Source organism: Pseudoxanthomonas sp. LARHCG66 (assembly GCF_052871755.1).
In genome coordinates, this window is sequence record NZ_JBIXJW010000001.1 from 921077 (window position 1) to 936833 (window position 15757).

Here is a 15757-nt window from a genome sequence, read left to right on the forward strand (position 1 = left end):
CGCGGCATGCCGCGCAGCAAGGGGATCGTCTTCGGACTGACGCTGGCGGTGTTCGTCGCCAGCTGGATCGCGCCGCGGTGGCCGGTCGAACAGGCCATGCACAGCAGCCTGACCGTGCTCGGACTGGCCTGGCTGTGGTGGCATGACCGCCGCTGGCCGCTGCGGCCGGTGCATTTCGCCCTGATCTGCGCCTTCATCGTGGCGCACTGCATCGGCGCGCGCTGGCTGTATTCCTACGTGCCATATGATGCGTGGCTGCAGGCCGCGACGGGCTGGTCGCCGGCGGAAGCGTTCGGCTGGCAGCGCAACCACTTCGACCGCTTCATCCACCTGATGTACGGAGTCTGCTTCACGCCCGCCGTGTGGCATTGGCTGCGCCAGCGCTGGTCACGGCTATCGGTGGGCCAGGCGTTCACGCTGGCGGTGATGCTGATCATGTGCACGAGCCTGCTGTACGAATGGCTGGAGTGGGGCATCGCGCTGACCATGTCGCCCGAGGCGGCCGAGTCCTACAACGGCCAGCAGGGTGATGGGTGGGACGCGCATGCCGACATGCTGCTGGCCACGGTCGGTGCGTTGCTGGCCTGGCCACTGGCGCGCGCCGAGCGTCACGGCGTGAAGGCATGACCGCGCGCATCGCGGTACTGGCCTCCGGCCGCGGCAGCAACCTGCAGGCCATCCTGCAGGCCATTGCCGACGGCACCCTCGATGCCGACGTGGTGGGCGTGTTCTCCGACAAGCCGACCGCCCCTGCCCTGCGTCTGGTCCCGGCAGCGCGGCGCTGGAGCGCGCGACCCGCAGCATTCCCGGATCGTGCCGCATACGAGGCCGCCCTGGCGGACGCTGTCGCCGCCACCGGTCCGGACTGGGTGGTCTGCGCAGGCTACATGCGCATCCTGGGCGATGCCTTCATCTCCCGCTTCCGCGGCCGGCTGCTGAACATCCATCCGTCGCTGCTGCCCAAATACCGCGGCTTGCACACGCACGCCCGCGCGCTTGAGGCCGGCGACACTGAGCATGGCGCGAGTGTCCACTTCGTCATTCCTGAACTGGATGCCGGGACGGTGATCGCCCAGGTGAGGCTACCGGTCCTGCCCGGCGACACGCCGGAAGCACTGGCCGCACGCCTGCTCCCGCGCGAGCACGCCCTGTTGCTGGCCGTGCTGCGCCTGGCCACCAGCGGCAACTTGGCTGAACAGGGCGACATCACGCTCTGTCACGGTCAGCCGCTATTAAATGCGCTGTCCCTAGATTCAGCCGACCGTCTGCTCCCCTGACCTGCTTGCCCCGATGCTCTGCCCACTCCGCTCCCTGCTGCTCGGCCTGTCCCTGGCCGGCGCCACCGCGCCCGCGCTGGCGCTGGAGCCGTTCGTGGCCAGCTACCAGGCCTACAACGAGGGCAAGCTGGCCGGCAGCGCAAGCATGAAGGTCGCGCCCAGGACCGGCAGCCAGTGGCAGATCGATCTGGATGTGAAAGGTACGCGTGGTTTTGCGCGATTGGCCGGGTTGAACATCGAGCAGAGCACCGTATTCGATGCCAGCGACAACCAGTTTCGTCCGCTCAGCCAGGCCACGGCCCGCCGCGCCCTGCTGATGGGCAAGAGCATGGTCGGCACCTATGACTGGACCAACCGCACCGCCCAATGGCGGGGCGACATCAAGAAAGACCGCCGTGCACCCTTGTCGCTGCAGACAGGCGACATGAGCGCCCTGCTGATGAACCTGGCCGTGATCCGCGACGCCGCACCGGGGCGCGAGCTCAACTACCGCGTGGTGGACAACGGCCGCATCCGCGACTATCAGTACGTCGTGTCGTCCGAGCCCGAGATCGTGAGTGTCGAGGACCTGAGCTACAGTGCCCTGCGTGTCAGCCGGGCGAACGGCGGCAACGACGAAACCATTTTCTGGGTCGCCGACGGCGTGCCCACCCCCGTGCGCATCCTGCAGCGGGAGAACGGTCAGGACGGCGTCGATCTGCGCCTGGTCGAATACCAGGGAGTACCTTGAACATGATGAAGACCACGCTCCACTCTCCGCGCACGCTGCTGGCTGCCGCGATCCTCGCCAGCGCCAGCGCACCCGCGTTCGCCGTCGAGGCCTTCACCGCGCAGTACAACGCCAGCGCCCTGGGCATGGTCGGCGAAGGCCAGATGGCGGTCGCGCCGCAGCCCGGCAACCGCTGGCAGTACACGCTGACCGTGCGCAACCAGGCCGTGGACCTGAGCCAGAAGACCGTGTTCGACGTGCAGGATGGCCGCATGCGGCCGCTGAGCAGCAGCGACAGCTCTCGCCTGTTGATCAAGAAGAAGAACGTCAACACGGTGTATGACTGGTCCAAGGCGCAGGCCACCTGGAGCGGCGATGTGAAGCCCGACCGCGCCGGCCCGGTGAAGCTGGCCGCCGGCGACATGGACGCCCTGCTGGTCAACCTGGCCATCGTGCGTGACGTGGCGGCGGGCAAGCCATTGACCTACCGCATGGTGGAGAACGGCCGCGCAAAGCCGATGACCTACCAGGTTGCCGGCAAGGAGCGCATCACGATTGGCGGCAAGCCGCAGGACGCCACCAAGGTGGTTCGCACCGACGGCGACAAGCAGACCATCGTCTGGGTGGTAGCCGACGCGCCGGTGCCGGCGCGCATCCTGCAGCGTGAAAACGGACAGGACACCATCGACCTGACGCTCAAGTCCTGGCGCTGAGCCACACGCTTCCGCATTTCCGAGCCCCCCATGACACGGATGTCCGTCCTCCTCTTCACGGCCGCGCTGGCCACGGTGGCCTTCCCCGCCCATGCGCTCAAGCCGTTTACGGCGCAATACGAGGCGTCCTTCAAAGGCATCTCGGCTGGCGGCGCGATGTCGCTCAGCCAGCAGGGCAACCGCTGGACCTACTCGATGGGCATCCGCAACACGATGGCGAACCTGAGCCAGGCTACGGTGTTCGAGGACGCGGCCGGCCGCTACCGACCGCTGGGTGGCAGCGATCGTGCCACGTACCTGATGAAGACCCGCTCGGTCATCACCGTCTACAACTGGAAAGGCATGCAGGCGCGCTGGACCGGCGACGTGAAACCGCAACGCGCGGGCCCCGTGGCCATGCAGCCGGGTGACATGGATGCATTGCTGGTCAACCTCGCGCTGGTGCGCGACGTCGGCTTCGGTCGCACGGTCATGACCTATCGCCTGCTGGAGAACGGCAAGGCCAAGCCGATGACCTACCGCGTGGCCGGACGCGAGAAGATCACCGTGGGTGGTCGCGCGCTGGACACGACCAAGGTGGTGCAGAGCGCGGGCGGCAAGCAGACCACCGCGTGGATCGCCGCCGGCGTCCCCGCGCCGGTCCGCATCGTGCAGCGGGAAGACGGCAGCGACATGTTCCGCCTGCAACTTACATCCTGGCGTTGAATCCTCCAGGTACCCATGAAAAAGCCCGGCCAGGCCGGGCTTTTTCATTTGGCCGCTGCGTCCGCGGCCTGGAATACCGTCTTGCAGTCCATGCGGATCGTCCCGCTGCCGTTGCGCCACGCGTAAGCGTTGCACTGCCGGTTTCCGTCCTGCGTCTGCTCGACTACCACCGAGAACACCGCCTGCGCGATCTCGCCCTGGGTCACGGTGCCGTCGCCATTCCAGTCCATGTCCCGGGTGGTGATGCCATGCGTGGCGGCCGAACCGGTGTAATGCAGCCACGCCACCAGCGCGAGCAGCCCCACCACGATGCCCAACAGGATCTTGCGACGAAGGGGGAACCGCGAGCGGCTCCCGGACAGCGTGGGGTCGCGCCGGCTCACGATACGCGCCTGATCTGCGCACCAAGGCCGCCAAGCTTCTCTTCGATGTTCTCGTAACCACGATCAAGGTGGTAGATGCGGTCGATGGTGGTTTCGCCCTCGGCCACCAGGCCCGCCAGGATCAGCGAAGCGGAAGCGCGCAGGTCGGTCGCCATCACGGGGGCCCCACCCAGCCTTTCGACGCCGCGCACGATGGCCGTATGTCCTTCGACGCGGATGTCCGCGCCCAGGCGCAGCAACTCGTTGACGTGCATGAAGCGGTTTTCGAAGATCGTCTCGTTGATCACGCCCACGCCGTCGGCCACGCAGTTCAACGCCATGAACTGCGCCTGCATGTCGGTCGGGAATGCCGGGTACGGTGCGGTGGTCAGGCTGACGGCTTTCGGGCGCTTGCCCTGCATGTCCAGCGTGATGCTGTCGGCCGTGGTCTCGATCTTCGCACCGGCTTCGGTGAGCTTGTCCAGTACGGCTTCCAGCGTGTCGGGCCGTGCATTGCGCGCGGCGACCCTGCCGCCGGTCATCGCCGCCGCGACGAGGAAGGTGCCCGTTTCAATGCGGTCCGGCACCACCGAGTGGCGGCCGCCGCCCAGGCGCTCGACACCATGGATGACGATGCGCGACGTGCCGGCGCCTTCGATCTTCGCGCCCAGCGCATTGAGGCATTCGGCCAGGTCGGTGACTTCCGGCTCCATCGCCGCGTTTTCCAGCACCGTGGTGCCTTCGGCCAGCGTCGCCGCCGCCATCACGTTCTCGGTGCCGGTCACCGTGACCATGTCGAACACGAAGCGTGCGCCTTTCAATCGTGCGGCGCGCGCCTTGATGTAGCCGTTCTCGACGGTGATCTCCGCGCCCAGCGCCTGCAGGCCCTTGATGTGCTGGTCGACCGGACGCGAACCGATTGCACAGCCACCCGGCAGCGATACCACCGCGGCACCATGGCGCGCAACCAGCGGGCCGAGCACGAGGATCGACGCGCGCATGGTTTTCACCAGTTCATAGGGCGCGACGAAGCGGCTGACGGTGGTGGGATCGACGGTGATGCCGCGGCCCTTGGCCAGCGTGCCCTCGTCGATGGTGATGCCCGCGCCCAGCTCGCCCAGCAGCTTCACGGTGGTCACCACGTCGTGCAGATGCGGCACGTTGGTGATCTCCACCGGCGCATCCGCTAGCAGCGTCGCACACAGGATGGGGAGCACGGCGTTCTTGGCGCCCGAGATGGTGACTTCGCCGTTGAGCGTGTTGCCACCGGTGACGATGATCTTCTGCATGGAAATCCGGAAGGGAGAATTCGGGTGGAGGACGGAATCGACGCGGATCGCTGGCCGCCATGCTTCAGCGGGCGGCGCCAGCCTCGTCGGGAGTCACGGTCTTGAGCTGCAACGCATGGATCGCGCCGCCCATCAGGTCGCCCAGCGTGGCGTAGACCATGCGGTGGCGGGCCAGGGGCAGCTTGCCGCGGAACGCATCGGACACGACGGTCGCCTCGAAATGGACGCCATCGTCGCCTTGGACATCGGCGCGTGCGCCCGGCAGGCCGGTTTCGATCAGTTTACGGATGGTTTCGGCGTCCAACGGGCTTTCCTAATAAAATACCCGGCCATTCTACCCGCCGGCGCCCCGTCCGCATGTCCCAGCCGTCCTCCCTGACACCCCCCGTCTCGCCTGCCAGCCTGGCAGCCAGCGGCCGTCGGGTCATCGAGATCGAGGCGCGTGCACTGGATGCCCTGGCCGCCCGTATCGACGGCACGTTCTCGGCGGCCTGCCAGGCGATCCTCGCCGGCCAGGGCCGCGTGGTGTGCACCGGCATGGGCAAGTCCGGGCACGTGGCGCGCAAGATCGCGGCGACGCTGGCCTCCACCGGCACGCCGGCGTTCTACGTACACCCGGGCGAAGCCGGGCATGGCGACCTGGGCATGATCACTGACGCCGACATCGTGCTGGCGCTGTCGTACTCGGGCGAGTCGGACGAGGTGCTGATGTTGCTGCCGGTCCTGAAGCGCCAGGGCAACCTCGTCATCGGCATGACCGGCCGGCCGCAGTCCACGCTGGCGCGCGAGAGCGACCTCCACCTAGACGTCAGCGTTCCCGCAGAAGCCTGCCCGTTGGACCTCGCTCCGACCAGCAGCACCACCGCCTCGCTGGCGATGGGCGATGCGCTGGCCGTGGCCCTGCTGGATGCACGCGGCTTCACCGCCGACGACTTTGCCCGTTCGCACCCGGCCGGCAGCCTCGGCCGCCGTCTGCTGCTGCACATCACCGACGTGATGCATGCAGGCGATGACGTGCCGCGCGTAGGCGCGGATGCCACCCTCAGCGAGGCACTGATGGAGATGAGCCGCAAGCGCCTGGGCATGACGGCGGTGGTCGATGCCGACGGCCGACTGGCCGGACTGTTCACCGACGGCGACCTGCGCCGCACGCTCGACGATCCGGCAATGGATGTACGTACCGCCCTGATCGCCGACGTGATGACACGCCACCCGAGGACCATCGGTGCGGACCAACTCGCGGTCGAAGCCGCGCGCCTGATGGAAACCCACAAGATCAGCGGCCTGATCGTGGTGGACGATGAACAGCGTCCGCTTGGCGCCTTGAACATTCACGACCTGTTGCGTGCCCGCGTGGTGTAAACCGCAGGGTCGTCCTCGCCCCGACCCTTGCGTTGCCCCCATCCCCACCCGATCCTGTCCCCCATGCCCCTTCGCCATCTCCATGACCTGACCGATGACGTGCTGGCCCGCGCCGCGCGCATTCGCCTGGCGTGCTTCGACGTGGACGGGACATTGACCGATGGCCGCCTGTACCTGGACGGCGAAGGTCGCGAACAGAAGGCTTTCCATGTGCAGGATGGTCAAGGGCTTGTGCTGCTGAAGCGTGCCGGCATTGAAGTGGTCTTCATCACGGCCCGCGGTGGCACGGTCGCCGTCGCCCGCGGTCGCGAACTGGGCGTGCAGGTCTTCACCGGCATCAAGGACAAACTGGCCAAGGTGCGCGAGTTGTGCCATTTGGCAGGGATCGGCCTGGAGCAGGTCGCCTTCATGGGGGACGACCTTCCCGACGTGCCGCCGTTCTCCGCCGTAGGCCTCGCCATCGCGCCTGCGGACGCGCACCCATGGACGGCCCGGCACGCGCACTGGCGCACCCGCCGGGCGGGAGGCCAGGGTGCGGCGCGCGAGGCCTGCGACCTGCTGCTGGGCGTGCAGGGCCATGCACCCACCTTCGAAGGGGGCACCGCATGAGCTGGCGCACTACGCTGGGCCTGGTGCTGCTGCTGGCGGCCATCGTGAGTGGCTGGTCGGCCTGGAAGAACCGCGACATTCCCGCAGCCAACCGTGTGGTGGTCGACCGATCGGACTACGTGATGCGCGACTTCGAAATGATCGCACTCAACGGAGAGGGGCAAGAGGCCGTAGCGGTGCGTGCCCCCGAGATGGCGCGCAATCCGCACGACCAGACCTTCACCATCACCACCCCGCTGTTCCTGCTGCCGGAAGAAGATGGCCGGTCGTGGGAACTGCGCTCCAAGACCGGCTGGCTCAGCGCGAAGGGCGAGGAATTGCGCCTGAAGGGCAATGTGCATGGCACGTCACCGAAGGGCGGCACCCGCCAGGCGGAATTCCGCACGGACACGTTGAACGTGTTCCCTGACCGGGACGTGGCGCAGACCGATGACGTGGTGACGGTTACCCAGCCCGGCTCTAGACTGAGCGGGCGCGGTTTTGAGACCAATCTCAAGACCAAGGACTACACATTCAAATCCGAGGTGAGATCCATCTATGAACCGCGCTCTGCTCGCTAGTGCCGCACTGTTGCTCCTGCTGCCCGTCGCAGGTGCCATGGCCAAGTCCACGGACCGCAACCAGGCCATGACCATCGATTCCGGCAGCCAGTCCGGCAACATGGAAGGCAATGGCAAGACCTTGCTGGGCGGTGGCGTGGTCGTCACCCAGGGGTCGCTGGAAATCCGCTCCAACGCCGCCGAGATCCACATGGCCGACGGCGAGATCTCGCGCTCCATCTTCACCGGCAAGCAGGTGAAGATGAAGCAGCAGATGGACGACGGCAGCTGGATGGATGCCCAGGCCGACCGCGTCGAATACGACATGAAGTCGGAGACCATCACCTTCATCGGCAACTACACCGTGAAATCCGACCGCGGCTCCAACAGCGGGCAGCGCATGGTCTACAACACCAAGTCGGGCAACATGGAAAGCGGCGGCGACGGCACCCGCGTGCGCACCGTGATCCAGCCCAAGGCGGCGGCACCCGCGCAGGGCAAGAACTGATGCTCACCGCGAAGGGACTGCGCAAGCGCTACAAGCAGCGCGAGGTCGTCGCCGACTTCGGCCTGACCCTGCAGCCGGGCGAAGTGGTCGGCCTGCTGGGCCCGAACGGCGCCGGCAAGACCACCTGCTTCTACATGATCGTCGGCCTGGTGGCCGCGGACGCAGGCACCATCGAACTGGACGGCAAGGACATCACCGCGCAGCCGATGTACCAGCGCGCCAAGCTGGGCGTGGGCTACCTGCCGCAGGAACCTTCGGTCTTCCGCAAGCTCAGCGTGGCCGACAACATCCGCCTGGTACTGGAGTTGCGCGAGGATCTGGACAGCGCGGGCATCGAACGCGAACTGGCCTCGCTGCTGGACGAACTGCAGATCACCCATGTTTCCGACCAGCTGGGCGCCAGCCTGTCCGGCGGTGAGCGCCGGCGCGTGGAAATCGCCCGCGCGCTGGCTGCGCGACCGCGCCTGATGCTCCTGGACGAACCGTTCGCCGGCGTGGACCCCATCTCGGTCGGCGAGATCCAGCGCATCGTGAAGCACCTCAAGGATCGCGGCATCGGCGTCCTCATCACCGACCACAACGTGCGCGAAACCTTGGGAATCTGCGACCGGGCGTATATCCTCAATGCCGGTAGCGTTCTGGCGCAGGGGGCCCCGGACGCACTGCTGGCCAATCCGGACGTACGCCGGGTCTATCTGGGCGAAACCTTCCGCCTGTGATCCCGTCGGCGGCTCTTGGCCGCCTTTCGGGTTCCAGGGTCGGACATGAAGCCACGCCTGCAGACATCGCTGGGACAACATCTGGTCATGACGCCACAGCTGCGTCAGGCCATCCGGCTGTTGCAGATGTCCACGGCCGAACTCGAGATCGAGTTGACCGAGGCGGTGGAGACCAATCCCCTGCTCGACTGGACCGAGGCCGACGAAGAGCCCGTGCCCACGCACGGTGCGGAAGATGACCGTCCGCCCGAAGAAAGCCCCAGGGAGGCCGAACGCGACGCGCCCGACGATCGCGACGACTGGTCGCCGGATGAAGGGCCATGGACCTCCTCGAGCGGCGGCTCGTTCGACGACGAAGACGGCGGCAGCCCGGCCGAGCGCGTGGCCGAAGCCGATACGCTGCACGGGCACCTGCTGTGGCAACTCCACCTGTCCCACCTCTCCCCGCGCGACCGCCGCATCGGCGCCACGCTGATCGATGCGCTGGAAGAAGACGGCTACCTGCGCGAGCCGTTGTCCGGCATCGTGCAGGCGCTGCGTCCGGATATCGAGGCGAACGAAGAGGACGTCCTCGTCGTCCTGCACCAGGTGCAACGTTTCGACCCGGTGGGCGTGGCGGCGCGGACGCTCGGGGAATGCCTGCACCTGCAATTGGCGGTACTCAGCGACGACACGCCGGGCAAGGCACTGGCCCTGCAGATCGCCGACACCGCCCTGGAGCGCCTGCCGCGCAGCGGCGTGGCCGGCATCGCCCAGGAGTTGAAACGGCCCGTCGCCGAGGTGGACGAGGCCGTGCACCTGCTGCGCACGCTCGATCCCAAGCCCGGGGCGCAGATCGGCGACCTCTCGCACGACACCTATGTGGTGCCCGACTGCGTGGTCTGGCGCCAGCGTGGCGTATGGCGCGCCGCGCTCGCAGGCAGCACGCTGCCGCGGATCGCGATCCATCGCGGCTACGAACAGATGATCCGGCAATGCGGCGACAGCGATGCCGGTTACCTCAAGGCGCAACTGCAGGAGGCCCGCTGGCTGCTGAAAAGCGTCGAAGCGCGCGGCGAGACCCTGCTCAAGGTCATGCGCTGCCTGCTGCACCAGCAAGCCGGCTTCCTGGAATTCGGCGAGCAGGCGCTGCGCCCGCTGACGCTGCGCGACGTGGCCGAAGAAGTGGGCCTGCACGAATCCACCGTGTCGCGCGCCATCGCCCGCAAGTATGTCCGTACGCCGCGCGGCACCCTACCCATGCGCGCCTTCTTCGCCTCCGGCATCGACACCGAGGGCGGTGGTGAAGCGTCCAGCACTGCCATCCAGGCGATGATCCGCCGGCTGGTCGATGCCGAGAACCCCCGCAAGCCGCTGTCCGACGCGAAGCTCGCTGACCTGCTCAAGGCGTCCGGCATTCCGGTGGCGCGACGCACCGTGGCCAAGTACCGCGAAGCATTGAACATCCTCTCTTCGCACGAACGCGTGCGCATCGCCTGAATCCTGCTTGGCGCGCACCGGTTCCGTGATCGCGTTCCGGGGCGGCGCAACGCATTTTTCACACCAGCTCACACTGCGCGAAAAAGAACGCGCCAGAGGTTGATAGTTGCCGCCGACGGGTCCATCTTTGAACCTGGAAGCACCGCTTCCCATCGCAACTGACAGAGGAGGATTGCCGGAACCCAGACCCTGTCCGCGTTGTCATTCCATGACACGCCATCCGCGCCCTGCGCGCGGTTCTACCGACCCGAAGGAGGCAACATGCGTATCGAGACTTACGGCCATGAAATCGAAGTCACTCCCGCCCTGCGCGAATACGTCGAAACCAAACTGAAGCGGCTCGAACGCCACTTCGAGCAACCCTTCGAGGTCCGTACGCAGCTGGGAACCCGCAAGCCCGATTACCTGGCCGAGGCCACGATCATCGTGGCGGGTCGCACCCTGCACGCCGACGCCGGCGCGCAGACCATGTACGCCGCCATCGACATCCTGGCCGACAAGCTCGACCGCCTGCTGGTCAAGCACAAGGAAAAGCGCAACGATGTCCATCGCACCGCTGCGCGCGGAGAGCTGATCGGCTGACGCTGGCCGCACGTGACGCCACGCAAGGTCGCTCCGCCCCGCGGAGCGGCCTTCACTGATCCCGGCGCGCACCGCATGCACGCAGCGCGCCGCCAAGCGCCCGCGCGGTCGCGAACCCGCGGATGGGCCATTACACTGGCAGACGCCGCTCCCGGCATGCGAACGCGACGACGATGTCGATGCGCGCCTTGCTGCCCCGGGCCCGGCACCCCCTCCTGCCGGCCGCCTCCGCATGATGAATACCAGCATCACCGCCCGTGAACTGTTCGATCAGCAGAAGGACAAGCTGGCCCTGCGCTGGCTGGCGGGCCAGAAGGGCGAGAAGCGGATACTCGAATCCGGCGACACCGTGTCGCGGCGCCCCTCGCTCGCCGGTTATCTCAACGCGGTGTATCCCAACAAGGTGCAGATCCTGGGCACCGAGGAACTGACCTGGCTGGATTCACTGGATTCCCGTCAACGCTGGGAGACGATCGAGAAGATCGTGCAGGCCAAGCCGCTGGCGCTGGTGATCAGCAAGAACCAGTCCTGCCCCGAGGACCTGCGCGAGGCGGCGAACGAGAACGACACGCCGCTGTGGCTCTCCCCCAAGCGCGGACATGAGCTGCTCAATCATCTGTCCTACCACTTGGCACGCACGCTGGCGCCGCGGGTCACGCTCCATGGCGTGTTCATGGAAATCTATTCCATCGGCGTGCTGATCACCGGCGAAGCCGGGTCCGGCAAGAGCGAACTGGCCCTGGAACTGCTGAGCCGTGGCCACCGGCTGGTCGCCGACGACGCCCCCGAGTTCACCCAGATCGCGCCGGACGTGCTGGACGGCACCTGTCCCGAGCTGCTGCAGGACCTGCTGGAAGTGCGTGGCCTGGGGGTGCTCAACGTCCGCGAGATGTTCGGCGACACGGCGGTGAAGAAGAACAAGTACCTGCGCCTGATCGTGCACCTGACCCGGCCGATGACCGAGCCCAATCCCCACGGCTACGAGCGCCTGACCGGCGATTCCGGCACCCGCCACGTGCTGGACCTGGACGTGCCGCTGATCACCCTGCCCGTCATGCCCGGCCGCAACCTGGCCGTGTTGACCGAGGCCGCTACCCGCCTGCACATCCTGCGCACCAAGGGCATCGACCCTGCCGCGATGTTCATCGCCCGCCACAGCAACCTGCTGGAGCGCAGCACGCCATGACGCAGGCCGGTGACAACCCCGTGGACGCACACGAAGAGAACGGCACCACGCCTCCACTTCCACCGACCGTGGTGATCGTCAGCGGCCTGTCCGGCTCGGGCAAGTCGGTGGCGCTGAAGACCTTCGAGGACCTCGACTACTACTGCATCGACAATCTGCCGGTGGACCTGTTGCCATCCTTCGTCCGCAGCCTGATGCGCGAGGACGAACTGCCGCCCAGGATCGCCATCGGCATCGATGTGCGCAGCCGCCAGAGCGACCTGTCCAAACTCGCCCAGTGGCGCGCCGCACTGGCGCAGTTGGGGCTGGAAGGCCGGCTGATCTTCTTCGATGCCGATGACGAGGTGCTCCTTCGCCGTTACTCGGACACCCGCCGCCGCCACCCGCTGGGCCACGGTGGACTGTCCCTGCAGGAAGCCATCCACCAGGAACGGGCGATCATCCAGCCCCTGCGGGACGAGGCCGATGTCGTCATTGACACCAGCCAGCTCAACGTCCACCAGCTGCGCCGCCGGATCATCGCCGAGTTCGCCTTCAACAAGGGCACGCAGCTCTCGCTGCTGTTCGAATCCTTCGCCTACAAGCGGGGCGTGCCCGCCGACGCCGACTTCGTGTTCGATGCGCGGGTGCTGCCCAATCCGCACTGGAACCCCGAACTGCGCCCGTACGCCGGCCGGGATCCCAAGGTGCGGGCATTCCTCGACGCCCAACCGGAGGTCGCCGAGTACGTCGGCCAGGTCAGCGGCTTCCTGGATACCTGGCTGCCCCGCCTGCGCGGCGAGACCCGCAGCTACGTGACCATCGCCTTCGGTTGCACCGGCGGCAAGCACCGTTCGGTCTACCTGGCCGAAACCATGGCGCGGCATGCGCGCGAGCAGGGCTGGGAAGAAGTCGCCACCTTCCACCGCGAGCTGGACTGACCACGTCGCAGGACGGGCTTTCGCCCCGACCCGGTACCCCGGACACCCTGTTTGGAGGCGAAAAACCGTCGGGGCCACAGCCCTTCCTGCATCACAGCACTCCGGAACCACGGGCCGGAGTGCCAGGCAACAACGTCTACGCCGCTCGGCGAAGACGATGCCCTGCAACCCGGTCCCGCACCATTCCACCGACGCAGCTTCCAGCCCGTCATGCCCGTCTGTTAACGTTCCTGCATGGCCTGTGGCATTCTTCTTGTAACTCATCCTGGCGTGGGCGCGGCGATCCTGGCGGTCGCCACCGCGCTGCTGCGGCAACTTCCCCTGAAGGCGGAGGCCTTCGAGGTGGCGTTCGACGCCGACCTGGACGCGCTGCTTCCGCAGGCATCCGCAGCGCTTCGGCGCGTGGACAGCGGCGATGGCGTGCTGGTGCTGACCGATCTGTACGGTGCCAGCCCCAGCAACCTGGCCGGCAAGCTCGCGCGCCTGGGCACGCCCGTGCGCCGCGTTTCGGCGCTCAGCCTGCCCATGTTGTTGCGCGTGATGAATTATTCGGAACAGGGACTGGACGAACTGCCGGCCACCGCTGCGGCCGGCGCACGCAATGGAGTCATTCACGACGATGCTTGAACGCGAACTCACAATATCCAACCGCCTCGGGCTGCACGCGCGCGCCACTGCCAAGCTGGTGCAGACGCTGGCCGGCTTCCGCTGCAACGCCACGTTGGCCGCCAAGGGACGCGAGGTGAATGCCAAGAGCATCATGGGCGTCATGCTGCTGGCTGCAGGCCAGGGCACGCCGGTCACCGTCCGCATCGAGGGCGAGGACGAGGCCGCCGCCATGCAGGAAGTCGTGTCGCTGTTCGAACGACGATTCGACGAGGACGCCTGATGCGGGCGCTGCTGCCGGGCCATGGGGCGTCGCGCGGCAGCGCGCTGGGACGCGCCCGGGTCCGGCTGCCGCATGTGCTGGATGTGGCCGAGCAGCACATCCGCCAGGACCAGCTCGACGACGAACTGGTCCGCCTGCACGACGCCGTCGACGCCACCCGCCGCGAGATGCACAGCCTGCGCGCACGCCTGCACGGCGCGCTGGCGAAGGAGGTCGGCGAGTTCCTCGACCTGCATGCCCTGCTCCTGGACGACCCCGAGCTGCTGCATGGCCTGGACGAACTGATCCGCACCGGCCGCTATTCGGCCGACTACGCGCTGCGCCTGCAACGCGACCGGCTGGCTGCCGTGTTCGATGGCATGGACGATGCCTACCTCAAGAGCCGCATGGACGACCTCGACCATGTGATCGGTCGCATCCACGCGCACCTGCACCAACGCGCCGATGACACACCGGGCGCGGCAGGCGAGATCCTGGTCAGCAACAACGTGGCCCCTTCGGAACTGGCGGAACTGCAGACACAAGGGGTGGTGGGGGTGGTCACCGCCGCCGGCAGCACGCTGTCGCACAGTGCGATCCTGGCACGCAGCCTGCACCTGCCGCTGGTCGTCGGCAATGCGCTGGCCCTGCAGAAGATCAACGACGGCGACGTACTGCTGGTGGACGGCAGCACGGGCGAGGTCGTGGTCAATCCCGACCCCGAAGACCTGCGCCGCTATCGTGAACGCCTGCGTGATGCGGCACGTGAAGCGCGCGAACTCGGCCGGCTGCGCTCCAAGCCCAGCCGCACCCGTGACGGGGTCGACATCGCGCTGTGGGCCAATGCCGAATCGCTGGAGGACGTGGCGAATGCCCATGCCCTGGGTGCGTCCGGCGTGGGCCTGTACCGCACCGAATTCCTGTTCCTGCAGCGGCGCGAGCTGCCGGGCGAAGACGAGCAGTTCCAGGTCTACCGCGATCTCGTGCTCGGCATGAGCGGACGCCCGGTGACCATCCGCACGCTCGACCTGGGCGCGGACAAGGCCGACCGCACCGGGCTCGTCGTCAGCGACGAGGACAATCCCGCGCTCGGCCTGCGCGGCGTGCGTCTCTCGCTGGCGCACACCGGCGTCTTCGACACCCAGCTCCGCGCCATCCTGCGCGCCTCCGCCTACGGTCCGGTCCGCATCCTGGTGCCCATGGTCAGCAGCCGCGAGGAAATCCTCGAGGTACGCCGTCGCCTGCGGCGCGCGGCGCTGCAGCTGCGCAAGCAAGGGCTCGAGATCGCCGAACAGGTCGACGTGGGCGCGATGATCGAAGTGCCGGCCGCGGCGATCGCGTTGCACGCGTTCGTCGACGTGGTCGACTTCGTCTCCATCGGCACCAACGACCTTGTGCAGTACCTGCTGGCCGCCGACCGCAACAACGAAGCACTGGGCGAACTCTATTCGCCGCTCCACCCGGGCGTGGTGCGCCTGCTCCGCCATGTGATCAGCGTGGGCACGGAGCACAAGGTTCCCGTGGCGATGTGCGGCGAGATCGCTGGCGACGCCACGCTGGCGCCCATGCTGCTGGCACTCGGCCTGCGGGAGTTCAGCCTGCACCCGGCCACGCTGCTGGAACTGCGCAAGGCCATCCGCGATGTCGACCTGGGTGCGTTGCAGACGCGAGCGGCCAAACTGCTGCAGGCACGCGACCGCGCCGGCATCGAGCGCTGGCTCAAGACGGCGACGACGGCCTGAGATACCTGTTGTGGGAGCGACGCAAGTCGCGATGGACCACCGGGAACGCCTCATCGCGACTTGCGTCGCTCCCACATCTGGCCCCACTTCTCCTCCGTCTCCAGGGTGTCCATAAATCGCAGCCCGGGCGATAATGGTGCAATGAACGCCTGATGCCCCGGTCGCATCCGCCTGACGGATCGGCCCCA

20 protein-coding genes are annotated in these 15757 nt (G+C 67.3%); 17 read left to right on the top strand and 3 right to left on the bottom strand.

Annotation, left to right across the window (positions count from 1 at the left end; translation table 11 throughout):
• Window positions 1–6: 6 nt before the first annotated feature.
• Genes ACIPRS_RS04415 through ACIPRS_RS04435 form a run of 5 tightly spaced genes read left to right on the top strand, consistent with a single transcriptional unit; the run spans window position 7 to window position 3404 of the window.
• The gene (locus ACIPRS_RS04415) at window positions 7–627 is read left to right on the top strand and encodes a DUF2238 domain-containing protein (protein WP_446537641.1); all 621 of its coding nucleotides are present in this window, start codon (window positions 7–9) and stop codon (window positions 625–627) included.
• On the top strand, window positions 624–1277 hold the full coding sequence (gene purN, locus ACIPRS_RS04420; protein ID WP_446537642.1) for a phosphoribosylglycinamide formyltransferase: 654 nt from the start codon (window positions 624–626) through the stop codon (window positions 1275–1277). The genes ACIPRS_RS04415 and purN overlap by 4 nt, the downstream gene beginning before the upstream one ends.
• A 13-nt stretch (window positions 1278–1290) precedes the next feature.
• Window positions 1291–2007: a DUF3108 domain-containing protein gene (locus tag ACIPRS_RS04425; protein WP_337730452.1), complete on the top strand. Its 717-nt coding sequence runs from the start codon at window positions 1291–1293 to the stop codon at window positions 2005–2007.
• 5 nt (window positions 2008–2012) lie between these two features.
• Entirely contained in the window at window positions 2013–2699 is a 687-nt protein-coding gene (locus ACIPRS_RS04430) for a DUF3108 domain-containing protein (protein ID WP_337730881.1), read from the top strand.
• 39 nt (window positions 2700–2738) lie between these two features.
• Entirely contained in the window at window positions 2739–3404 is a 666-nt protein-coding gene (locus ACIPRS_RS04435; protein ID WP_446537643.1) for a DUF3108 domain-containing protein, read from the top strand.
• Window positions 3405–3448: 44 nt separating this feature from the next.
• On the opposite strand, the gene ACIPRS_RS04440 is transcribed toward ACIPRS_RS04435, so the two are convergent.
• The 3 genes from ACIPRS_RS04440 to ACIPRS_RS04450 form a co-directional block, all read right to left on the bottom strand.
• Complete coding sequence (locus ACIPRS_RS04440) at window positions 3449–3787, bottom strand: EF-hand domain-containing protein (RefSeq protein ID WP_446537644.1); 339 nt, start codon at window positions 3785–3787, stop codon at window positions 3449–3451.
• Window positions 3784–5055 carry a UDP-N-acetylglucosamine 1-carboxyvinyltransferase gene (murA, locus tag ACIPRS_RS04445; RefSeq protein ID WP_446537645.1) on the bottom strand — a complete coding sequence of 424 codons (1272 nt, stop codon included), beginning with the start codon at window positions 5053–5055 and terminating at the stop codon, window positions 3784–3786. Before murA ends, ACIPRS_RS04440 begins: the two co-directional genes overlap by 4 nt.
• Window positions 5056–5119: 64 nt before the next feature.
• Window positions 5120–5359: a BolA family protein gene (locus tag ACIPRS_RS04450; protein WP_192200371.1), complete on the bottom strand. Its 240-nt coding sequence runs from the start codon at window positions 5357–5359 to the stop codon at window positions 5120–5122.
• A 53-nt stretch (window positions 5360–5412) separates the two neighbouring features.
• On the opposite strand from ACIPRS_RS04450, the gene ACIPRS_RS04455 reads away from it, so the two are divergent.
• From ACIPRS_RS04455 to ptsP, 12 genes are all read left to right on the top strand, one after another.
• Window positions 5413–6417: a KpsF/GutQ family sugar-phosphate isomerase gene (locus ACIPRS_RS04455; protein WP_446537646.1), complete on the top strand. Its 1005-nt coding sequence runs from the start codon at window positions 5413–5415 to the stop codon at window positions 6415–6417.
• A 63-nt stretch (window positions 6418–6480) separates the two neighbouring features.
• Window positions 6481–7026, top strand: coding sequence for a KdsC family phosphatase (locus ACIPRS_RS04460; RefSeq protein WP_446537647.1), 546 nt, complete (start codon window positions 6481–6483; stop codon window positions 7024–7026).
• Entirely contained in the window at window positions 7023–7586 is a 564-nt protein-coding gene (gene lptC, locus ACIPRS_RS04465) for an LPS export ABC transporter periplasmic protein LptC (RefSeq protein WP_337730458.1), read from the top strand. Before ACIPRS_RS04460 ends, lptC begins: the two co-directional genes overlap by 4 nt.
• Window positions 7564–8073, top strand: coding sequence for a lipopolysaccharide transport periplasmic protein LptA (gene lptA / locus ACIPRS_RS04470; RefSeq protein WP_337730459.1), 510 nt, complete (start codon window positions 7564–7566; stop codon window positions 8071–8073). Before lptC ends, lptA begins: the two co-directional genes overlap by 23 nt.
• A complete protein-coding gene (lptB, locus tag ACIPRS_RS04475; RefSeq protein ID WP_142123602.1) occupies window positions 8073–8792 on the top strand; it encodes an LPS export ABC transporter ATP-binding protein in 720 nt (239 codons plus the stop codon). The genes lptA and lptB overlap by 1 nt, the downstream gene beginning before the upstream one ends.
• Before the next feature lie 87 nt (window positions 8793–8879).
• Window positions 8880–10271, top strand: coding sequence for an RNA polymerase factor sigma-54 (locus tag ACIPRS_RS04480; protein ID WP_446538005.1), 1392 nt, complete (start codon window positions 8880–8882; stop codon window positions 10269–10271).
• Between the two features lie 261 nt (window positions 10272–10532).
• A complete protein-coding gene (hpf, locus tag ACIPRS_RS04485; protein ID WP_142123600.1) occupies window positions 10533–10853 on the top strand; it encodes a ribosome hibernation-promoting factor, HPF/YfiA family in 321 nt (106 codons plus the stop codon).
• 235 nt (window positions 10854–11088) lie between these two features.
• Entirely contained in the window at window positions 11089–12039 is a 951-nt protein-coding gene (gene hprK / locus ACIPRS_RS04490) for an HPr(Ser) kinase/phosphatase (RefSeq protein ID WP_142123599.1), read from the top strand.
• Window positions 12036–12959 (top strand): RNase adapter RapZ, encoded by a 924-nt coding sequence (gene rapZ, locus ACIPRS_RS04495; protein WP_192200365.1) that lies wholly within the window; start codon window positions 12036–12038, stop codon window positions 12957–12959. Before hprK ends, rapZ begins: the two co-directional genes overlap by 4 nt.
• 234 nt (window positions 12960–13193) lie before the next feature.
• Entirely contained in the window at window positions 13194–13586 is a 393-nt protein-coding gene (locus tag ACIPRS_RS04500) for a PTS sugar transporter subunit IIA (protein ID WP_142123597.1), read from the top strand.
• Entirely contained in the window at window positions 13579–13848 is a 270-nt protein-coding gene (locus ACIPRS_RS04505) for an HPr family phosphocarrier protein (protein ID WP_337730463.1), read from the top strand. The genes ACIPRS_RS04500 and ACIPRS_RS04505 overlap by 8 nt, the downstream gene beginning before the upstream one ends.
• Complete coding sequence (gene ptsP / locus ACIPRS_RS04510; RefSeq protein WP_446537648.1) at window positions 13848–15569, top strand: phosphoenolpyruvate--protein phosphotransferase; 1722 nt, start codon at window positions 13848–13850, stop codon at window positions 15567–15569. The genes ACIPRS_RS04505 and ptsP overlap by 1 nt, the downstream gene beginning before the upstream one ends.
• Window positions 15570–15757 lie beyond the last annotated feature (188 nt).